Origin of the sequence: Kitasatospora sp. NPDC088346 (assembly GCF_044740765.1) — a bacterium.
In the GTDB taxonomy this organism is placed as follows: domain Bacteria; phylum Actinomycetota; class Actinomycetes; order Streptomycetales; family Streptomycetaceae; genus Kitasatospora.
The window spans coordinates 132,048-150,081 of sequence record NZ_JBIURH010000011.1; the positions used below are offsets into that span (position 1 = coordinate 132,048).

Below are 18,034 nucleotides of genomic sequence, written 5' to 3' on the forward strand. Positions count from 1 at the left end.
GGACTCAGGTGGCGCGTTCGTAGCGGGCGGCGACCGGGCCCGGCATCGGGGAGTGCCGCAGGTAGCTGCGGGAGAAGCTGCCGGTGCCGTGCGAGAGCGAGCGCAGGTCGACCGGGTAGTGGGTGAGTTCGATCTCCGGGACCTCGGCGCGCACCAGGCTGAGGCCCGGCCCGCCGGGTTCGGTGCCCAACACGTGGCCGCGGCGGGCGGAGAGGTCGCTGAGGACGGCGCCCTGGTACTCGTCGGGCAGCAGCACCTGGACCTCGTCGACGGGTTCGAGCAGCTGGACCTTGGCGTTGCCGGCGGCCTCCTTGAGGGCGAGCGCGGCGGCGGTCTGGAAGGCGGCGTCGGAGGAGTCCACGGAGTGGGCCTTGCCGTCGGTGAGGGTGACCCGGACGTCGGTGACCGGGTAGCCGGACACCACGCCGTGGGCGAGTTGGGCCCGCACGCCCTTCTCCACCGAGGGGATGAAGTTGCGCGGCACGGAACCGCCGACCACGTGGTCGACGAACTCGAACCCGCCGCCCGGCAGCGGTTCGACGGTGAGGTCGCAGATCGCGTACTGGCCGTGGCCGCCGGACTGCTTGACGTGCCGCCCGTGCCCCTCGGCCCGGGTGCCGAAGGTCTCGCGCAGCGCGACCCGGTACGGGACGGTGTCGACGTGCACGCCGTACCGGGTGCGCAGCCGGTCCAGGGTGACGGCCTGGTGCGCCTCGCCGGTGCACCAGAGCACGAGTTGGTGGGTGTCCGGGTTCTGCTCGACGTGCAGGGTCGGGTCCTGGGCGGCGAGCCGGGCCAGGCTCTGCGAGAGCCGGTCCTCGTCGGCCTTGCTGTGCGCCTCGACGGCGGCCGGCAGCAGCGCCTCGGGCAGCGGCCAGGGCGGTAGCGCGTCCGGGCCGGTGGTGAGGGTGTCCCCGGTGCGGGCGGCGGTCAGTTTGGCCAGGCAGACCAGGTCGCCGGCGACGGCGTGCGGGACGGGCCGCTGCTGCCTGCCGAACGGGCAGCTGAGCCCGGTGACGCGCTCGTCGGGGTGGCCGGGCAGCTGGACGGTGGTGTCGGGGCGCACGGTGCCGGAGTAGATCCGGGCCAGGCTGAGCCGGCCGACGTACGGGTCCTCGCCGGTGTGGACGATCTGCGCGGCCAGCGGTGCGTCCGGGTCGCAGGCCGGGAGGCCGTCGGTGCGGTCCAGCGGGGAGGGGAAGGCGGCGGCGATCAGGTCGAGCAGCTCGGTCGTCCCGGCGGGCCGGCCGCCGGGCTCGGTGGGCGGGGCGGTGGCGAGGACGGGGTGCAGGGTGTCCTGGCGCAGCTCGCGACGCAGTGCGGCGGTGAGGGCGTCGGTGTCGAGCTCCTCGCCGGCCAGGTAGCGCTCCAGCAGGGTGTCGTCCTCGCCGGCGATCGCCTCGGCGAGCAGGGCGCGTTCGGCGGAGAGGTCGCCCGGCTCGCCCGGTTCGCCGCAGCGGCGGCCGGTGAGCAGGTCGACCGAGCCCGCCAGCCGGCCGTCGGCGAGGGTGTAGTGGTGCAGCGGCAGGAGGGTGTCGGTGCGGCCGTCGGCGAGGACGTCGCGGAGCATCGCGAGGGTCTCGTCGAGGCGGACCCTCGCGGCGTTGAGGTGGGTGAGGACGACGGCGCGGGTGAGGCCGAGGATCTCGCACTCCCGCCACAGGGCGAGGGTGCCCGGTCCGATCGGCTCGGTGGCGGAGATCACGAACAGGGCGGCCTCGGCGGCCCGCAGGCCGGCCTGGAGCTCACCGGCGAAGTCGGCGTAGCCGGGTACGTCCAGCAGATTGATCTTGGTGTCCTGCCAGCCGATCGGGAGCAGCGAGAGCTGCACGGAGCGCTGCTGCTGGTGCTCGATCTCCTCGTGGTCGGCGGCGGTGGTGCCGTCGGGGACGCTGCCGGCCCTGGTCAGGGCGCCGGCGGTGAGCGCGAGTGACTCGGCGAGGGTGGTCTTGCCGGCACCGCTGCCGCCGATCAGCACGACGTTGCGCAGTTGGTCGGGCCGCTCGACGGTGGGTGCGGGGCTGTGGGTGACTGTCCGGTCCGGCATGGCTCTTCTCACCTCCGTACGCCCCGGGTTGGCTACGCAGGGGGACGGTCCGATCACGTCCCGTGGATGCCGAACTGCCCTCGGCGACGGCCAGTTGGCCCGGATGCCCGCTCGCGGGCGTGGGGCGACGGAGCGCGCGAGCAGCGTGGATACCATTGTCCAGCCGGGTGGGACGATCCGCTCGGTCGCCCGGGTCCGGCAGCGGTCCGGGGTGCGATCCCCGAGAATCGGAGCGGTCCGGAAGGCCATGCTCAACAAATACGCGCGTGCCTTCTTCACACGTGTCCTGACCCCGTTCGCCGCCCTCCTGCTGCGCTGGGGTGTGAGCCCGGACGCGGTGACGCTCATCGGGACCGCCGGGTCGGTCGCGGGTGCGCTGGTGTTCTTCCCCCGCGGGGAGTTCTTCTGGGGCACCATCACCATCACCCTCTTCATCTTCTCGGACCTGGTCGACGGCAACATGGCCCGCCAGGCGGGCAGTTCCAGCAAGTGGGGCGCGTTCCTGGACTCCACGCTGGACCGGGTCGCGGACGCGGCGATCTTCGGCGGCCTGGCCATGTGGTACGCCGGGACGGGCGACAACAACCTGCTGTGCGTGGTCGCGATGTTCTGCCTGGCGAGCGGCCAGGTGGTCTCGTACACCAAGGCGCGCGGCGAGAGCCTGGGCTTCCCGGTCGACGTCTCGGGGCTGGTCGAGCGGGCCGAGCGGCTGGTCATCACGCTGGTCGCGGCCGGTCTCTCGGGGCTGCACGCGTTCGGCGTGCCCTACGTGGAGTGGCTGCTGCCGTTCGCGCTGTGGGTGGTCGCGGTGGGCAGCCTGGTGACGGTGCTGCAGCGGATGCTGACGGTGCGCCGGGAGTCCTTCGAGCTGGAGCGCGCCGCCGCCGCACCGGCCGGTGTCGAGGGGGCGGAGTGAAGGAACGGTTGTCCGACGCGGCCTACGCGCTCGGCTGGGCGGCGGTGAAGCGGCTGCCGGAGCCGGTGGCGCGCGGGCTGTTCAACCGGATCGCGGACATGGCCTGGAGCCGGCGCGGCAAGGGCGTCCAGCGCCTGGAGGCGAACCTCGCCCGGGTGCACCCGGAGGCGGACGCCGAGCGGCTGCGCGAGCTGTCCCGGGCCGGGATGCGCTCCTACCTGCGGTACTGGATGGAGTCGTTCCGGCTGCCGGCCTGGAGCCTGGCCCGGATCGCCGACGCCATAACGGTCAAGAACATCGAGCAGCTCGACGCGGTGATGGCGTCCGGCCGCGGGGCGGTGCTGGCGCTGCCGCACATGGCCAACTGGGACCTGGCCGGTGCGTGGATCGCCTCGGCCGGCGGGTACCCGTTCACCACCGTCGCCGAGCGGCTGAAGCCGGAGTCGCTGTTCGACCGGTTCGTGGCGTACCGCGAGGGCCTCGGGATGGAGGTGCTGGCGCTCACCGGCGGCGAGGTCTCGGTGATCGGCACCCTGGCCCGCCGGCTGCGGGCCGGCGGCCTGGTCTGCCTGGTGGGCGACCGGGACCTCTCGGCGGCCGGCGTCCCGGTGGACTTCTTCGGCGAGCCGACCCGGATGCCGGCCGGCCCGGCGGCGCTGGCCCAGCAGACCGGCGCCGCGCTCTTCCCGGTGACGCTCTGGTACGACGGGCCGATGCTGCGCGCCGAGGTCCACCCCGAGGTCCCGGTGCCGCAGGAGGGCGACCGCAAGGAGCGCACGGCCGCGATGGTCCAGTCGCTGGCCGACGTGTGGGCCGAGGGGATCCGCGAGCACTCGGTGGACTGGCACATGCTGCAGAAGCTGTGGCTGGCGGACCTCGCCGGTCCGCGGCCCGTGAGGGGGAGCCAGTGAAGATCGGCATCGTCTGCCCGTACGACTGGGACGTGCCCGGCGGGGTGCAGTTCCACATCCGCGACCTCGCCGAGCACCTGATCGGGCTCGGCCACCAGGTCTCCGTGCTGGCACCGGCCGAGGACGACGAGGCGCTGCCGCCGTACGTCGTCTCGGCCGGCCGGGCGGTCGCGGTGCCGTACAACGGCTCGGTGGCCCGGCTGAGCTTCGGCATCCTGTCGGCGGCCCGGGTCCGGCGCTGGCTGCACGACGGCCGGTTCGACATCCTGCACGTCCACGAGCCGGCCTCGCCCAGCCTGTCGATGCTGGCCGCCTGGTCGGCCTCCGGCCCCATGGTCGGCACCTTCCACACCTCCAACCCGCGCTCGCGGGCGATGATCGCGGCCTCGCCGATCCTCCAGCCCGGGCTGGAGAAGATGAGCGCCCGGATCGCGGTCAGCGAGTACGCCCGGCGCACCCTGGTGGAGCACCTGGGCGGCGACGCGGTGGTCATCCCGAACGGCGTCGACGTGCGGTTCTTCGCCGACGCGCAGCCCGACCCGCGCTGGCAGGGCACGGCCCTGGACGGCGGCGCCGGCACGATCGGCTTCATCGGCCGGATCAACGAGCCCCGCAAGGGCCTGCCGACCCTGCTGGCGGCCCTGCCGAAGATCCTCGCCGAGCGGCCCGGCGTACGGCTGCTGGTGGCCGGCAAGGGCGACGAGGAGGAGGCCGTGGCGGGCCTGGCCCCCGAGGTGCGGGCCCAGGTCGAGTTCCTCGGCATGGTGAGCGACGCCGAGAAGGCGCGGCTGCTGCGCAGCGTCGACCTGTACGTGGCCCCGAACACCGGCGGGGAGAGCTTCGGGATCATCCTGGTCGAGGCGATGTCGGCCGGCGCCCCGGTGCTGGCCAGCGACCTGGACGCGTTCCGGCAGGTGCTGGACGGCGGCGGCGCGGGCGAGCTGTTCCCGGTGGAGGACGCCGACGCGCTGGCCGGTGCGGCGGTGAAGCTGCTCGGCAACCCGCAGCGGCTGGCCGAGCTGCGGGACGCGGCCTCCCGGCACGTGCGGCGGTTCGACTGGGAGACGGTCGGGGCGGACATCCTGTCGGTGTACGAGACGGTGACGGACGGCATGCCGCCGGTCGCCGAGGACGAGCGCACCGGCTGGCGCGAGCGGCTCGGCCTGGCCCGCGACTGAGGCCCGTCGCGCGGCGGGCCACCGGGTCCCGCCGCGGCGGGACCCCGGCGTGCGGGAGGATGGGCGGACCTGTCGTCCGTGCCCCAGGGGAGGGCCCCTCATGCCGCAGATCATCGTCGACCACTCGGAGCGCCTCGGCCTCGACCGCCGGGCCTTCGCCGCGGAGCTCCACCCGCTGGTCGCCAAGACGATCAACGCCGCCGTGGCCGAGTGCAAGACGCGTTTCCGCCGGATCGAGGAGACCTACGTCGGGGACGGCGACGCCGCCCGGGACGTGGTGCTGCTGGAGATCCGGATCCTGGACGGCCGCACCGCCGAGCAGCGGACGGCCCTGGCCGAGGCGCTGCTGGAGCTCCTGGAGCGGCACGCCGTCCCCGCCGGGGGCGTCGAACTGCACCTGGCGGTGGACGTGGTGGAGATGGACCGCCGGACCTATCGGAAGTCGGTTTCCGCGGCGGGGTAGCGTAACGCCCCGTGACTACCTGGATCTGGGCCGCCGCGGCCGTCGTGCTGTTCGCCGTCTACCTGAGCTGGACGGCGGGCCGGCTGGACCGGCTGCACGCGCGGATCGACGCGGCGAAGGCCTCGCTGGACGCCCAACTCGTCCGGCGGGCCTCGGTGGCGCTGGAACTGGCCACCTCCTCGCTGCTCGACCCGGCGGCCTCGATCCTGCTGTACGAGGCCTCGCACGCCGCCCGGCAGAGCGAGGACGAGCACCGCGAGGTGGCCGAGAGCGAGCTGAGCCTCGCGCTGCGGGCGGTCCTCGCCGAGCCGGAGCAGGTCAGGGCACTGCTGGCGGCGCCGGGCGGCGCGGAGGCGGTGAAGGACCTAACGGCGGCCGTCCGCCGGGTCCCGATGGCGCGGCGGTTCCACAACGACGCGGTACGGGCGGCCCGGGCGGTGCGCGAACACCGACTGGTCCGCTACTTCCGGCTGGCGGGCCGGGCGCCCTTCCCGCTGGCCTTCGAGATGGACGACGAGCCCCCGGTGGCGCTGACGCCCGAAGGCGCGCCCGCCTGACGCCGTCCGGCCGTTCGCCGTCCGGATCCAGCCTGTTTGTCGTATGCGGATGGCCTCGATGGACTGGATGGCGCATGGGTCGGGGCCACTTCGGGCCTACGATAGGGCGATAGCACTGGTTCATCTTCGAGTGAGGTCTCACGTGTCCACCACCCCCATCACCGCAGACCAGCCGCAGATCGGCACCGCCCGCGTCAAGCGCGGCATGGCCGAGCAGCTCAAGGGCGGTGTGATCATGGATGTGGTCAACGCCGAGCAGGCGAAGATCGCCGAGGACGCCGGTGCGGTGGCCGTCATGGCGCTGGAGCGCGTCCCCGCGGACATCCGCAAGGACGGCGGCGTGGCCCGGATGTCCGACCCGAACATGATCGAGGAGATCATCGCCGCGGTCTCCATCCCGGTCATGGCGAAGTCCCGGATCGGCCACTTCGTCGAGGCACAGGTCCTCCAGTCGCTGGGCGTCGACTACATCGACGAGTCCGAGGTGCTGACCCCGGCCGACGAGGTCAACCACTCCGACAAGTTCGCCTTCACCACCCCGTTCGTCTGCGGCGCCACCAACCTGGGCGAGGCGCTGCGCCGCATCGCCGAGGGCGCGGCCATGATCCGCTCCAAGGGCGAGGCCGGCACCGGCAACGTGGTCGAGGCCGTCCGCCACCTGCGCCAGATCAAGAACGAGATCGCCAAGCTGCGCGGCTTCGACAACAACGAGCTGTACGCCGCCGCCAAGGAGCTCCGCGCCCCGTACGAGCTGGTCAAGGAGGTCGCCGAGCTCGGCAAGCTCCCGGTGGTGCTGTTCTCCGCCGGTGGCGTGGCCACCCCGGCCGACGCCGCGCTGATGCGCCAGCTGGGTGCCGAGGGCGTCTTCGTCGGCTCGGGCATCTTCAAGTCCGGCGACCCGGCCAAGCGCGCCGCCGCCATCGTGAAGGCCACCACCTTCTTCGACGACCCGAAGATCATCGCGGACGCCTCCCGCAACCTGGGCGAGGCCATGGTCGGCATCAACTGCGACACCCTGCCGGAGACCGAGCGCTACGCCAACCGCGGCTGGTAACTCCCTTCCACCGCATGTTCGCCGGCCCGCCGCGGCTCCACCGCGCGGCGGGCCGCGCCACGCACCCAGACCGATTTCCCGAGGGGTAACAACCGTGTCCACCAACAACCCAGTCATCGGCGTCCTCGCCCTCCAGGGCGACGTCCGCGAGCACCTGATCGCGCTCGCCGCCGCCGACGCGCTCGCCCGTCCGGTGCGCCGGGCCGAGGAGCTGGCCGAGGTCGACGCGCTGGTGATCCCCGGTGGCGAGTCCACCACGATGTCCAAGCTGGCGCTGCTGTTCGGCGTGATGGACCCGCTGCGCGAGCGGGTGGCGGCCGGGATGCCGGTCTACGGCACCTGCGCGGGCATGATCATGCTGGCCGACAAGATCCTCGACGGCCGGGACGACCAGGAGACCGTCGGCGGCATCGACATGACGGTCCGCCGCAACGCCTTCGGCCGGCAGAACGAGTCCTTCGAGACCTCGATCCCGTTCCGGGGCCTGGGCGGCGAGGCCGTCAACGGCGTGTTCATCCGCGCACCGTGGGTGGAGTCGGTCGGCGAGGGCGTCCAGGTGCTCGCCGAGGTGCCGGCCGCCGACGGCCCGGACAGCCGGATCGTCGCCGTCCGCCAGGGGAACCTGCTGGCCACCTCGTTCCACCCGGAGCTGACCGGTGACCACCGGGTGCACGCGTACTTCGTGTCCATGGTCGAGGGCGCGCTCTGAGCGCGGCCTGAGGCTCGCGCTGACCGTGTGCGAGGTGTCGGTGACGACACCGGTAAGATCTCCTCTGTTCATTTCCATCTGGCGACGTAAAGGAGCTGGCGATGTCCGGCCACTCTAAGTGGGCTACCACCAAGCACAAGAAGGCCGTGATCGACGCCAAGCGCGGCAAGCTCTTCGCCAAGATGATCAAGAACATCGAGGTGGCGGCGCGCACCGGCGGCGGCGACCCGGCGGGCAACCCGACGCTCTACGACGCCATCCAGAAGGCGAAGAAGAGCTCGGTCCCGATCGACAACATCAACCGCGCCGTCAAGCGCGGTTCCGGGGCCGAGGCCGGCGGCGCCGACTACTCGACGATCATGTACGAGGGCTACGGCCCGAACGGCGTCGCGGTGCTCATCGAGTGCCTCACCGACAACCGCAACCGCGCCGCCTCCGACGTCCGGGTCGCGATGACCCGCAACGGCGGCAACATGGCGGACCCGGGCTCGGTCTCCTACCTGTTCAACCGCAAGGGCGTCATCATCGTCCCGAAGTCGGACGGCGTGGACGAGGACAAGGTGTTCGAGGTCGTCCTCGACGCCGGCGCCGAGGAGGTCAACGACCTGGGCGAGACCTTCGAGGTGATCTCCGAGGCCACCGACATGGTCGCCGTCCGCACCGCCCTGGTGGACGCCGGGATCGACTACGACTCGGCCGACGCCAACTTCGTCCCCAGCATGCAGGTCGAGCTGGACGCCGACGGCGCCCGCAAGATCTTCAAGCTGATCGACGCCCTGGAGGACAGCGACGACGTCCAGAACGTCTTCGCCAACTTCGACATCAGCGACGAGGTCGGTGCGCAGCTCGACGCCGAGTGAGCCCCGCCCTCCTGCCGGCCCGGTGGTCCTCCTGGACCGCCGGGCCGGTGTCGTCGGTGCGGCTGTCGGAGGCGACCGGTAGCCTGCGGAGGTCTCCGAGCGGCGGGGAGTCACAAGGGAAGCGGGGCCGGAGTGCGGGTGCTGGGTGTGGACCCTGGGCTGACCAGGTGCGGCGTCGGCGTGGTCGACGGCGCGCCCGGGCGGCCGCTGACCATGGTCGGCGTCGGGGTGGTGCGCACCCCGGCCGACGCGGAGATCGGGCAGCGCCTGCTGCTGGTCGAGCAGGGCCTGGAGCAGTGGCTGGACGAGCACCGTCCGGACCTGGTCGCGGTCGAGCGGGTCTTCGCGCAGCACAACGTCCGGACGGTGATGGGCACCGCGCAGGCCAGTGCCGTCGCGATGCTCTGCGCCACCCGCCGCGGGATCCCGGTCACCCTGCACACCCCGAGCGAGGTCAAGGCGGCCGTCACCGGATCCGGCCGGGCCGACAAGGCCCAGGTCACCGCGATGGTCACCCGGCTGCTGCGGCTGGACGCCCCGCCGAAACCGGCCGACGCCGCCGACGCGCTGGCCCTGGCCATCTGTCACATCTGGCGCGGCGGCTCGACCAACCGGCTCACCGCCGCGATCGCCCAGGCGGCCGCGCAGAACGCCGCCACCGCCCCCGCCACCGCACCCCGCACCACCCGCCCCGCCGTCCGTCAGGAGCGTCGCCGATGATCGCCTTCGTCCAGGGTCCCGTGGCAGCCGTCGCCACCGGCACCGCCGTCGTCGAGGTCGGCGGGGTCGGGATGGCCGTCCAGTGCACCCCGGCCACCCTGGCGGGGCTGCGGCTCGGCGAGAGCGTGCGGCTCGCCACCTCACTGGTCGTCAGGGAGGACTCGCTCACCCTCTACGGCTTCGCGGACGACGACGAGCGGGCCACCTTCGAGATCCTCCAGGCCGCCCCCGGCGTCGGCCCCAGGCTGGCGCAGGCCATGCTCGGCGTGCACAGCCCGGACGCGCTGCGCACCGCGATCGCCGGCGGGGACGAGAAGGCGCTGATCGCGGTGCCCGGGATCGGCAAGGCCAAGGCGGCCAAGCTGCTGCTGGAGTACAAGGACAAGCTGGGCGCCCCACACGGCCTGCTGCCCGCCCAGAAGCCGATCGCCGCCGGCCCCGCGCCCTGGCACGAGCAGCTGCACGCCGCACTGGTGGGCCTCGGCTACGCTCCGCGCGAGGCGGACGACGCGGTCGCCGCGGTCACTCCCGAGGCCGAGGCACAGACCGTGCCGGACATCGGGGTGCTGCTGAAGGCCGCCCTGCGCGGTCTCAACCGCACCCGCTGACGCCCGGCCCGGCGCGCCCCGGCCGGCCGCCCGCGCCCCGCGACCGGGCCCCCGCCCTGACGCCTTAGCCACCTGACGACCTGTCACCTTGTCGACATTGGAGCCCGCCCCGATGAGCCCGTACGACTCCGACCCCGCCGACCGCCTGGCCGCCGACCGGCTGGTGCGGGCGGCCGCCGACGGCGAGGACCAGGCGGTCGAGGCGGCACTGCGGCCGAAGCTGCTGGACGAGTTCATCGGCCAGGAGCGGGTGCGCGAGCAGCTCTCGCTGGTGCTCCAGGCGGCCCGCCGGCGCGGCAGCGCCCCCGACCACGTGCTGCTCTCCGGCCCGCCCGGACTGGGCAAGACCACCCTGTCGATGATCATCGCCGCCGAGCTCAACGCGCCGATCCGGATCACCTCGGGCCCGGCCATCCAGCACGCCGGTGACCTCGCCGCGATCCTCTCCTCGCTCACCGAGGGCGAGGTGCTCTTCCTGGACGAGATCCACCGGATGTCCCGGCCCGCCGAGGAGATGCTCTACCTGGCGATGGAGGACTTCCGGGTCGACGTGATCATCGGCAAGGGTCCGGGGGCCACCGCCATCCCGCTGGAGCTGCCTCCGTTCACGCTGGTCGGCGCGACCACCCGGGCCGGGCTGCTGCCGCCGCCGCTGCGCGACCGCTTCGGGTTCACCGGGCACATGGAGTTCTACACCCCCGCCGAGCTGGAGCGGGTGGTGCACCGCTCGGCCGCCCTGCTGGACGTGGAGATCGACCCGGCCGGCGCCGCCGAGATCGCCGGCCGCTCGCGCGGCACACCCCGGATCGCCAACCGGCTGCTGCGCCGGGTGCGCGACTTCGCCCAGGTCCGGCACGACGGCGCGGTCACCCGGGAGATCGCCGCCCGGGCCCTGGAGGTCTACGAGGTCGACGCCCGCGGGCTCGACCGCCTGGACCGCGCGGTGCTGGACGCCCTGCTGCGGCTGTTCGGCGGCGGCCCGGTCGGCCTGTCCACGCTGGCCGTGGCGGTGGGGGAGGAGGCCGAGACGGTCGAGGAGGTCGCCGAACCGTTCCTGGTGCGTGAGGGCCTGCTGGCCCGCACCCCCCGCGGGCGGGTCGCCACCGCCGCCGCCTGGCAGCACCTGGGGATGACGCCGCCGCTCCAGCAGCCGCGTCCGGGCTCGCCGTCGCAGCCCGGACTGTGGGGCGCCAAACCCGCCGAGTGACCCGCCCGGGCCGGTCACGTGATCGGACCGTACGGAAACTGTGCAGGCAGGGGCTCGCCACTTTCGGCGGCATGATGCGATGCTTGGCGTTGTCCGATCAGAACGGGTCGCCTAGACTCCGCCGGACCGCCCCTCTCACCCGATGGGCCGACGCATACCCTGGCCGCCCCGGCGGGCGGCCTGTAAAGGACCCTGGCTGTGAACTTCATCATCCTCCTCCTCCCGCTCCTGGCGATCTTCCTGCTGTTCCGCTCGCAGAAGAAGCGCCAGTCGCAGATGCAGTCGATGCAGCAGGCGCTGGAGCCGGGCGCCGGCGTGCGCACCATCGGTGGCCTCTACGCGCTGGTGAAGTCGGTCAACGAGGAGACCGTCGAGCTGGAGATCGCGCCGGGTGTGGTCACCCACTTCACCAAGGGCGCCGTCGCGGCCGTGCTGGACCCGCTGGAGTACGACGCGATCATCAACGGCCGCCCGGCCGAGGACGAGCTCGCGGACTCCGTCGAGGACGCCGCCGACGAGGACGACGCGCAGGACAAGCCGCTCAGCCTTGACAAGGACAAGTCGGGCAGCAGCAGCGCCGACGGTGAGGCCCCCGAGAGCAAGTAGTACGGTCGGGCCGTGCCCGGACCAGCGGCAGCCCGCCGCTAGCCAACAGGACCTCAGGGCCGTCCCGCGTCGGTGCCCCCCGTCTTGCCACGAGTCGGACCGGGGTGCAGCGTCCGCGGCGGCATGGACAGGGAGAAACGAGCAAGGTGGCAACACCAAAGTCGCGCCCGCGCGACGGTTACCCGGGACGGGCTCTGGCCCTCATCCTGGTGGCGACCGTCGGACTGGTCGCCCTCATGTTCGGGACGGGTCACAAGACCCCGCGTCTCGGAATCGACCTCGCCGGTGGCACCAGCATCACGCTGACCGCTACGTCGAAGGACCCCGCCGCGATCAACAAGTCCAACATGGACATCGCGGTCGGGATCATTCAGCAGCGCGTCAACGGGATGGGTGTCTCCGAGGCGGAGGTGCAGACCCAGGGCGACAAGAACATCATCGTCAACATTCCCGACGGTGGTGACCAGCAGACCGCTATCAAGCAGGTCGGCGACACCGCGAAGCTCTACTTCCGCCCCGTGCTGACCTACGCGCCCAGCGGTCAGCCCACGGCCGACCCCTCGGCCTCGCCGAGCACGGCCCCGAGCGGCTCGGCCGCCCCGAGCGGTGCGGCGACCCCGGGCGCCACCGCCTCGGGCGCCGCCGCCACGGGTGCGACCCCGAGCGCCTCGGCCAGTGCCAGCAAGGCCGGCCGCGCCGTCAGCGGCGCCCTGCAGGCCGACCCGACGGCCTCGGCGTCCGCTCCGGCGGCCTCGCCGAGCGCCCCGGTCGACCCGGGCACCGCGCCGACCCCGGCCGCCGACCCGGCCGTCGCCGCGCTCCAGCAGCAGTTCGCCGCGCTGGACTGCTCGGACGCCAAGCAGCGCCAGGCGCTCAACAACAACCAGGCCGACCCGACCAAGCCGACCGTGGCCTGCTCCTTCAAGGAGGAGGAGAGCGGGGTCAAGGGCCAGGCGGTCTGGAACAAGTTCGTCCTCGGCCCGGTCGCCCTGAACGGTGGCGACGTGGCCAAGGCCTCCGCCGGCTTCGACACCCAGCAGGCGGCCGGCTGGCAGGTCCAGCTGTCCTTCACCGACGCCGGCTCCAAGGCCTTCGCCGCCGTCACCGGCCAGCTCGCCACCCAGCAGTCGCCGGCCAACCAGTTCGCGATCGTGCTGGACGGCAAGGTCGTCTCGCACCCGTACGTCAGCCAGTCGATCACCGGCGGCAACGCGGTCATCTCGGGCAACTTCGGCCAGGAGGAGGCCAAGGGCCTCGCCAACGTGCTGAGCTTCGGCGCCCTGCCGCTCGACTTCACCAAGAGCGACGTCACCACCGTCTCCCCGCAGCTCGGCGGCGAGCAGCTGAAGGCCGGTCTGATCGCCGGTCTGATCGGCATGGTCCTGGTGGTCGTCTACTCGCTGGTCTACTACCGCGGCCTCGGCCTGGTGTCGATCGCGGGTCTGATGGTCTCGGCCGCGCTCACCTACGCGATCATGTCGCTGCTCGGCGCGGGCATCGGCTTCGCGCTGAACCTGCCGGCGGTCTGTGGTGCGATCGTCGCGATCGGCATCACGGCGGACTCGTTCATCGTGTACTTCGAGCGGATCCGCGACGAGGTCCGCGACGGCGCCCCGCTGCGTCCGGCCGTGCAGCGCGCCTGGCCGCGGGCCCGGCGCACCATCCTGGTCTCGGACTTCGTCTCGTTCCTGTGTGCCGCCGTGCTGTACCTGGTGTCGGTCGGCAAGGTGCAGGGCTTCGCCTTCACCCTGGGTCTGACCACGCTGCTCGACGTCGTGGTGATCTTCCTGTTCACCAAGCCGCTGATCACGCTGCTGGCCCGCACGAAGTTCTTCTCCAGCGGCCACAAGTGGTCCGGCCTGGACCCGAAGCGGCTGGGCGCCCGCCCGCCGATCCGGAGCAGCCGCCGTCGCGGCTCCGCCCCCAGTGCCCCCAAGGAGGCCTGACGCCATGTCGCGCTTCGGCAACATCGGCCACCGCCTCTACCAGGGCGAGATCAGCTTCGACTTCGTCGGCCGCCGCAAGCTCTGGTACTCGATCTCCGGTGTGATCGTCCTGGTCGCCGCGATCGGTCTGGCCATGGGCCTGCACCTGGGCATCGAGTTCAAGGGCGGGTCGGTCTACACGGTCAACAAGCCGGGCCTGTCGGTCTCCCAGGCGCAGGACGCCGCCAACAAGATCACCCACGACTCGACCGCCCTGGTCCAGAAGACCGACAAGGGTGACGTCCGGATCCAGGTGAGCTCGGCCTCCAACGTGGACGCGGAGACCTTCACCGAGCAGCTCGCCAAGGACCTCGGCGTTCCGCAGAACGAGGTCAACGCCCAGGTGATCGGCCCCAGTTGGGGCCACGAGATCTCCCAGAAGGCGCTGCTCGGCCTGGTGATCTTCATGGTGCTGGTCACCATCTACCTGGCCGTCGCCTTCGAGTGGCGGATGGCCCTGGCCGCCCTGGTCGCCCTGATCCACGACCTCCTGATCACCATCGGCGTGTACGCCCTGGTGGGCTTCGAGGTCACCCCGGGCACCGTGATCGGCTTCCTCACCATCCTGGGCTACTCGCTCTACGACACCGTCGTCGTCTTCGACACGGTGAAGGAGAACACCCGGGGCATCGCCAAGCAGAACAAGCGCACCTACAGCGAGGCGGCCAACCTCGGCCTCAACCAGACCCTGGTGCGTTCGATCAACACCACCGTGGTCGCCCTGCTCCCGGTCGCCGCGCTGCTGTTCATCGGCGGCGGCATCCTGGGCGCCGGCACCCTGAACGACATCTCGCTCGCCCTGTTCATCGGCCTCGCGGCCGGTGCGTACTCCTCCATCTGCGTCGCCACCCCGCTGCTCGCGCAGCTCAAGGAGGCGACCCCGGAGATGAAGGACCTGGCCAAGCGGGTCGCGCAGCGCCGCGCCGCGGACGCCAAGGCGGCCGAGCAGGCGGGCGGGGACCAGGCCGGGGACGGTGAGCCGGACGGTGACGTCCCGGCGGGTATGGTTGGTCAGCGCAACCAGCCGGTCGGCCGCGCCCGCGGCAAGGGCCGCCCCTCCGGCAAGCACTGAGCCCGCACTCCGTAAGGACCCCCGTGACCTCCGCTGACCCCGCCCTGGCCGCGCTGCTCGACAGCCGGATCCGGGACGTACCGGATTACCCCAAGCCCGGCGTGCTGTTCAAGGACATCGCGCCGCTGCTGGCCGACGCCGAGGCCTTCGCGGCCCTCACCCGGGCGCTGGCCGACCGGGCCAGGGCGCTCGGTGCGACCAAGGTGGTCGGTCTGGAGGCGCGGGGGTTCGTGCTGGCCGCCCCGGCGGCCTTCGCGGCCGGGCTCGGCTTCGTGCCGATCCGCAAGGCGGGCAAGCTGCCCGGCGAGGTGTTCCGGAAGTCCTACGACCTGGAGTACGGCTCGGCCACCCTGGAGGTGCAGTGCGACGCGTTCGCCCCGGGTGAGAAGGTCCTGGTGGTGGACGACGTGCTGGCCACCGGCGGCACCATCGGCGCCTCGGTGGACCTGGTCCGCCAGGCCGGCGTGGAGCTGGTGGGCGTGGTGGTGCTGATGGAGCTGGGCTTCCTGCCCGGCCGGGAGCGGCTGCTGCCGCATCTGGGCGGCGCCCCGCTGGAGACGCTGGTGACGGTCTGAGACCGTCCCGATCCCACCCCCGAGGGGGCGCACGGCGAAAGCTGTGCGCCCCCTCGGGCGTTCCCGGCCGGGCGGCGGAACGCCCGGCCTGCACTCTCGGTACCATGAAGGTTCACCCCTGCCCACCAGTGCGAGGGGCAGGCCCCGCGCCCCCGAGGAGTGTCCTTGCCCGACGAGGTTGTGCCCACGGCTGACCAGACCAGGCCCGCGCCCTCCGGTACGGCCCCGGTACGCCCCGGGCCGCCCGCCGCCCCCCGGCCGTCCTCCGGCGGCATGCGCGCCCGGCTGGCCCGCCTCGGCGGACAGCGCAGCTCCACGGTCAACCCCGTGCTGGAGCCGCTGTTCCGCACCATCCGGGCGCAGGACCCGAAGGCCGACCCGGTGCTGCTCAAGGACATCGAGAACGCCTACGCGGTCGCCGAGAAGTGGCACCGCGGCCAGAAGCGCAAGAGCGGCGACCCGTACATCACCCACCCGCTGGCGGTCGCCACCATCCTGGCCGAGCTGGGCATGGACGCCCCGACCCTGATGGCCGGGCTGCTGCACGACACCGTCGAGGACACCGACTACGGCCTGGAGACGCTGCGCCGCGACTTCGGCGACTCGGTCGCCCTGCTGGTCGACGGCGTCACCAAGCTGGACCGGGTGAAGTTCGGCGAGGCCGCCCAGGCGGAGACCGTCCGCAAGATGGTCGTGGCGATGGCCAAGGACCCGCGGGTCCTGGTGATCAAGCTGGCCGACCGCCTGCACAACATGCGCACCATGCGCTACCTCAAGCGGGAGAAGCAGGAGAAGAAGGCCCGCGAGACGCTGGAGATCTACGCCCCGCTGGCGCACCGGCTGGGCATGAACACCATCAAGTGGGAGCTGGAGGACCTCGCCTTCGCGATCCTCTACCCCAAGATGTACGACGAGATCGTCCGTCTGGTGGCCGAGCGCGCGCCCAAGCGGGACGAGTACCTGGCCACCGTGATCGACCAGGTCCAGGGCGACCTGCGCGGGGCCCGGATCACCGCGCAGACCACCGGCCGGCCGAAGCACTACTACTCGGTCTACCAGAAGATGATCGTGCGCGGCCGCGACTTCGCCGAGATCTACGACCTGGTGGGCATCCGGGTCCTGGTCGACACCGTCCGCGACTGCTACGCGGCGCTGGGCACCATCCACGCGCGGTGGAACCCGGTGCCGGGGCGGTTCAAGGACTACATCGCGATGCCCAAGTTCAACATGTACCAGTCGCTGCACACCACGGTGATCGGACCCGGCGGCAAGCCGGTCGAGCTGCAGATCCGGACCTTCGACATGCACCGCCGGGCCGAGTACGGCATCGCGGCGCACTGGAAGTACAAGCAGCGTGCGGTCGCCGGCGCCTCCAAGGTCCGCACCGACACCCCCACGCACGGGCGTCAGCACGACAAGGCCGACGCGGTCAACGAGATGGCCTGGCTGCGGCAGCTGCTGGACTGGCAGAAGGAGACCGAGGACCCGAGCGAGTTCCTCGAATCGCTGCGCTTCGACCTCTCCAACAACGAGGTCTTCGTCTTCACGCCCAAGGGCGACGTGATAGCGCTGCCGGCCAGCTCCACCCCGGTGGACTTCGCCTTCGCGGTGCACACCGAGGTCGGCTACCGCTGCATAGGGGCCAGGGTCAACGGCCGCCTGGTGCCGCTGGAGTCGACCCTGGAGAACGGCGACGCGGTCGAGGTCTTCACCTCCAAGGCGGAGAACGCCGGCCCGTCCCGGGACTGGCTCACCTTCGTCAAGTCGCCGCGGGCCCGGAACAAGATCCGTGCGTGGTTCTCCAAGGAGCGCCGCGAGGAGGCGATCGAGCACGGCAAGGAGGCGATCGCCCGGGCGATGCGCAAGCAGGGCCTGCCGATCCAGCGCATCCTCACCGGCGACTCGCTGGTCACCCTGGCGCACGAGATGCGCTACCCGGACATCTCCTCCCTGTACGCGGCGATCGGCGAGGGCCACGTCACGGCCCAGTCCATCGTGCAGAAGCTGGTCCAGGCGCTCGGCGGCGAGGAGGGCGCGGTCGAGGACCTCGCCGAGACGGCCACCCCGACCCACCAGAGCCGGGCGGTGCGCCGCCGGGCCAAGGGCGACCCGGGCGTGATCGTCAAGGGCGTCGAGGACGTCTGGGTCAAGCTCTCCCGCTGCTGCACCCCGGTGCCGGGCGACCCGATCGTCGGCTTCATCACCCGGGGCAACGGCGTCTCGGTGCACCGCGCGGACTGCGTCAACGTGGAGTCCCTGACCCAGCAGCCCGAGCGGATGATCGAGGTCGAGTGGGCGGCCACCCAGTCCTCGGTCTTCCTGGTGGCCATCCAGGTCGAGGCGCTGGACCGCTCCCGGCTGCTCTCGGACGTCACCCGGGTGCTCTCCGACCAGCACGTCAACATCCTGTCGGCGGCGGTGCAGACCTCCCGGGACCGGGTGGCGATGAGCCGCTTCACCTTCGAGATGGGAGACCCGAAGCACCTCGGCCACGTGCTCAAGGCCGTTCGCGGCGTCGAGGGCGTCTACGACGTGTACCGGGTGACCTCGGCGCGCAAGTAGCGCC

General features: G+C 72.2%; 17 protein-coding genes. 16 read left to right on the forward strand and 1 reads right to left on the reverse strand.

What is annotated here, in order from left to right; all coding sequences use genetic code 11:
• Positions 1-4: 4 nt before the first annotated feature.
• Positions 5-2,047, reverse strand: a complete 2,043-nt coding sequence (locus tag ACIOFR_RS17400) for an elongation factor G (RefSeq protein WP_400997731.1) — start codon at positions 2,045-2,047, stop codon at positions 5-7.
• Between the two features lie 247 nt (positions 2,048-2,294).
• On the opposite strand from ACIOFR_RS17400, the gene pgsA reads away from it, so the two are divergent.
• From pgsA to ACIOFR_RS17480, 16 genes are all read left to right on the forward strand, one after another.
• Positions 2,295-2,963 carry a phosphatidylinositol phosphate synthase gene (gene pgsA / locus ACIOFR_RS17405; protein WP_400997734.1) on the forward strand — a complete coding sequence of 223 codons (669 nt, stop codon included), beginning with the start codon at positions 2,295-2,297 and terminating at the stop codon, positions 2,961-2,963.
• Entirely contained in the window at positions 2,960-3,874 is a 915-nt protein-coding gene (locus tag ACIOFR_RS17410) for a phosphatidylinositol mannoside acyltransferase (protein ID WP_400997737.1), read from the forward strand. The genes pgsA and ACIOFR_RS17410 overlap by 4 nt, the downstream gene beginning before the upstream one ends.
• On the forward strand, positions 3,871-5,052 hold the full coding sequence (locus tag ACIOFR_RS17415) for a glycosyltransferase family 4 protein (RefSeq protein ID WP_400997740.1): 1,182 nt from the start codon (positions 3,871-3,873) through the stop codon (positions 5,050-5,052). Before ACIOFR_RS17410 ends, ACIOFR_RS17415 begins: the two co-directional genes overlap by 4 nt.
• A gap of 100 nt (positions 5,053-5,152) precedes the next feature.
• Positions 5,153-5,515: a 5-carboxymethyl-2-hydroxymuconate Delta-isomerase gene (locus tag ACIOFR_RS17420; protein ID WP_400997743.1), complete on the forward strand. Its 363-nt coding sequence runs from the start codon at positions 5,153-5,155 to the stop codon at positions 5,513-5,515.
• 11 nt (positions 5,516-5,526) lie between these two features.
• On the forward strand, positions 5,527-6,072 hold the full coding sequence (locus ACIOFR_RS17425; RefSeq protein WP_400997746.1) for a hypothetical protein: 546 nt from the start codon (positions 5,527-5,529) through the stop codon (positions 6,070-6,072).
• A gap of 142 nt (positions 6,073-6,214) precedes the next feature.
• Positions 6,215-7,126 (forward strand): pyridoxal 5'-phosphate synthase lyase subunit PdxS, encoded by a 912-nt coding sequence (pdxS, locus tag ACIOFR_RS17430; protein WP_371501377.1) that lies wholly within the window; start codon positions 6,215-6,217, stop codon positions 7,124-7,126.
• A 94-nt stretch (positions 7,127-7,220) separates the two neighbouring features.
• Positions 7,221-7,835 carry a pyridoxal 5'-phosphate synthase glutaminase subunit PdxT gene (gene pdxT / locus ACIOFR_RS17435; protein ID WP_400997750.1) on the forward strand — a complete coding sequence of 205 codons (615 nt, stop codon included), beginning with the start codon at positions 7,221-7,223 and terminating at the stop codon, positions 7,833-7,835.
• Between the two features lie 101 nt (positions 7,836-7,936).
• On the forward strand, positions 7,937-8,695 hold the full coding sequence (locus tag ACIOFR_RS17440; protein WP_371501381.1) for a YebC/PmpR family DNA-binding transcriptional regulator: 759 nt from the start codon (positions 7,937-7,939) through the stop codon (positions 8,693-8,695).
• Positions 8,696-8,827: 132 nt separating this feature from the next.
• Positions 8,828-9,415, forward strand: a complete 588-nt coding sequence (gene ruvC, locus ACIOFR_RS17445; protein ID WP_400997753.1) for a crossover junction endodeoxyribonuclease RuvC — start codon at positions 8,828-8,830, stop codon at positions 9,413-9,415.
• Positions 9,412-10,023 carry a Holliday junction branch migration protein RuvA gene (gene ruvA, locus ACIOFR_RS17450; RefSeq protein ID WP_400997756.1) on the forward strand — a complete coding sequence of 204 codons (612 nt, stop codon included), beginning with the start codon at positions 9,412-9,414 and terminating at the stop codon, positions 10,021-10,023. The genes ruvC and ruvA overlap by 4 nt, the downstream gene beginning before the upstream one ends.
• A 112-nt stretch (positions 10,024-10,135) precedes the next feature.
• Complete coding sequence (gene ruvB, locus ACIOFR_RS17455; protein ID WP_400997759.1) at positions 10,136-11,230, forward strand: Holliday junction branch migration DNA helicase RuvB; 1,095 nt, start codon at positions 10,136-10,138, stop codon at positions 11,228-11,230.
• 198 nt (positions 11,231-11,428) lie between these two features.
• Complete coding sequence (yajC, locus tag ACIOFR_RS17460) at positions 11,429-11,836, forward strand: preprotein translocase subunit YajC (RefSeq protein WP_400997762.1); 408 nt, start codon at positions 11,429-11,431, stop codon at positions 11,834-11,836.
• Positions 11,837-11,982: 146 nt separating this feature from the next.
• Positions 11,983-13,782 (forward strand): protein translocase subunit SecD, encoded by a 1,800-nt coding sequence (secD, locus tag ACIOFR_RS17465; RefSeq protein ID WP_400997765.1) that lies wholly within the window; start codon positions 11,983-11,985, stop codon positions 13,780-13,782.
• Positions 13,783-13,786: 4 nt separating this feature from the next.
• Positions 13,787-14,893 carry a protein translocase subunit SecF gene (secF, locus tag ACIOFR_RS17470; protein ID WP_400997768.1) on the forward strand — a complete coding sequence of 369 codons (1,107 nt, stop codon included), beginning with the start codon at positions 13,787-13,789 and terminating at the stop codon, positions 14,891-14,893.
• A 23-nt stretch (positions 14,894-14,916) separates the two neighbouring features.
• Positions 14,917-15,468: an adenine phosphoribosyltransferase gene (locus tag ACIOFR_RS17475; RefSeq protein WP_400997771.1), complete on the forward strand. Its 552-nt coding sequence runs from the start codon at positions 14,917-14,919 to the stop codon at positions 15,466-15,468.
• Between the two features lie 165 nt (positions 15,469-15,633).
• Positions 15,634-18,030, forward strand: a complete 2,397-nt coding sequence (locus ACIOFR_RS17480; protein ID WP_400997774.1) for a RelA/SpoT family protein — start codon at positions 15,634-15,636, stop codon at positions 18,028-18,030.
• Positions 18,031-18,034 lie beyond the last annotated feature (4 nt).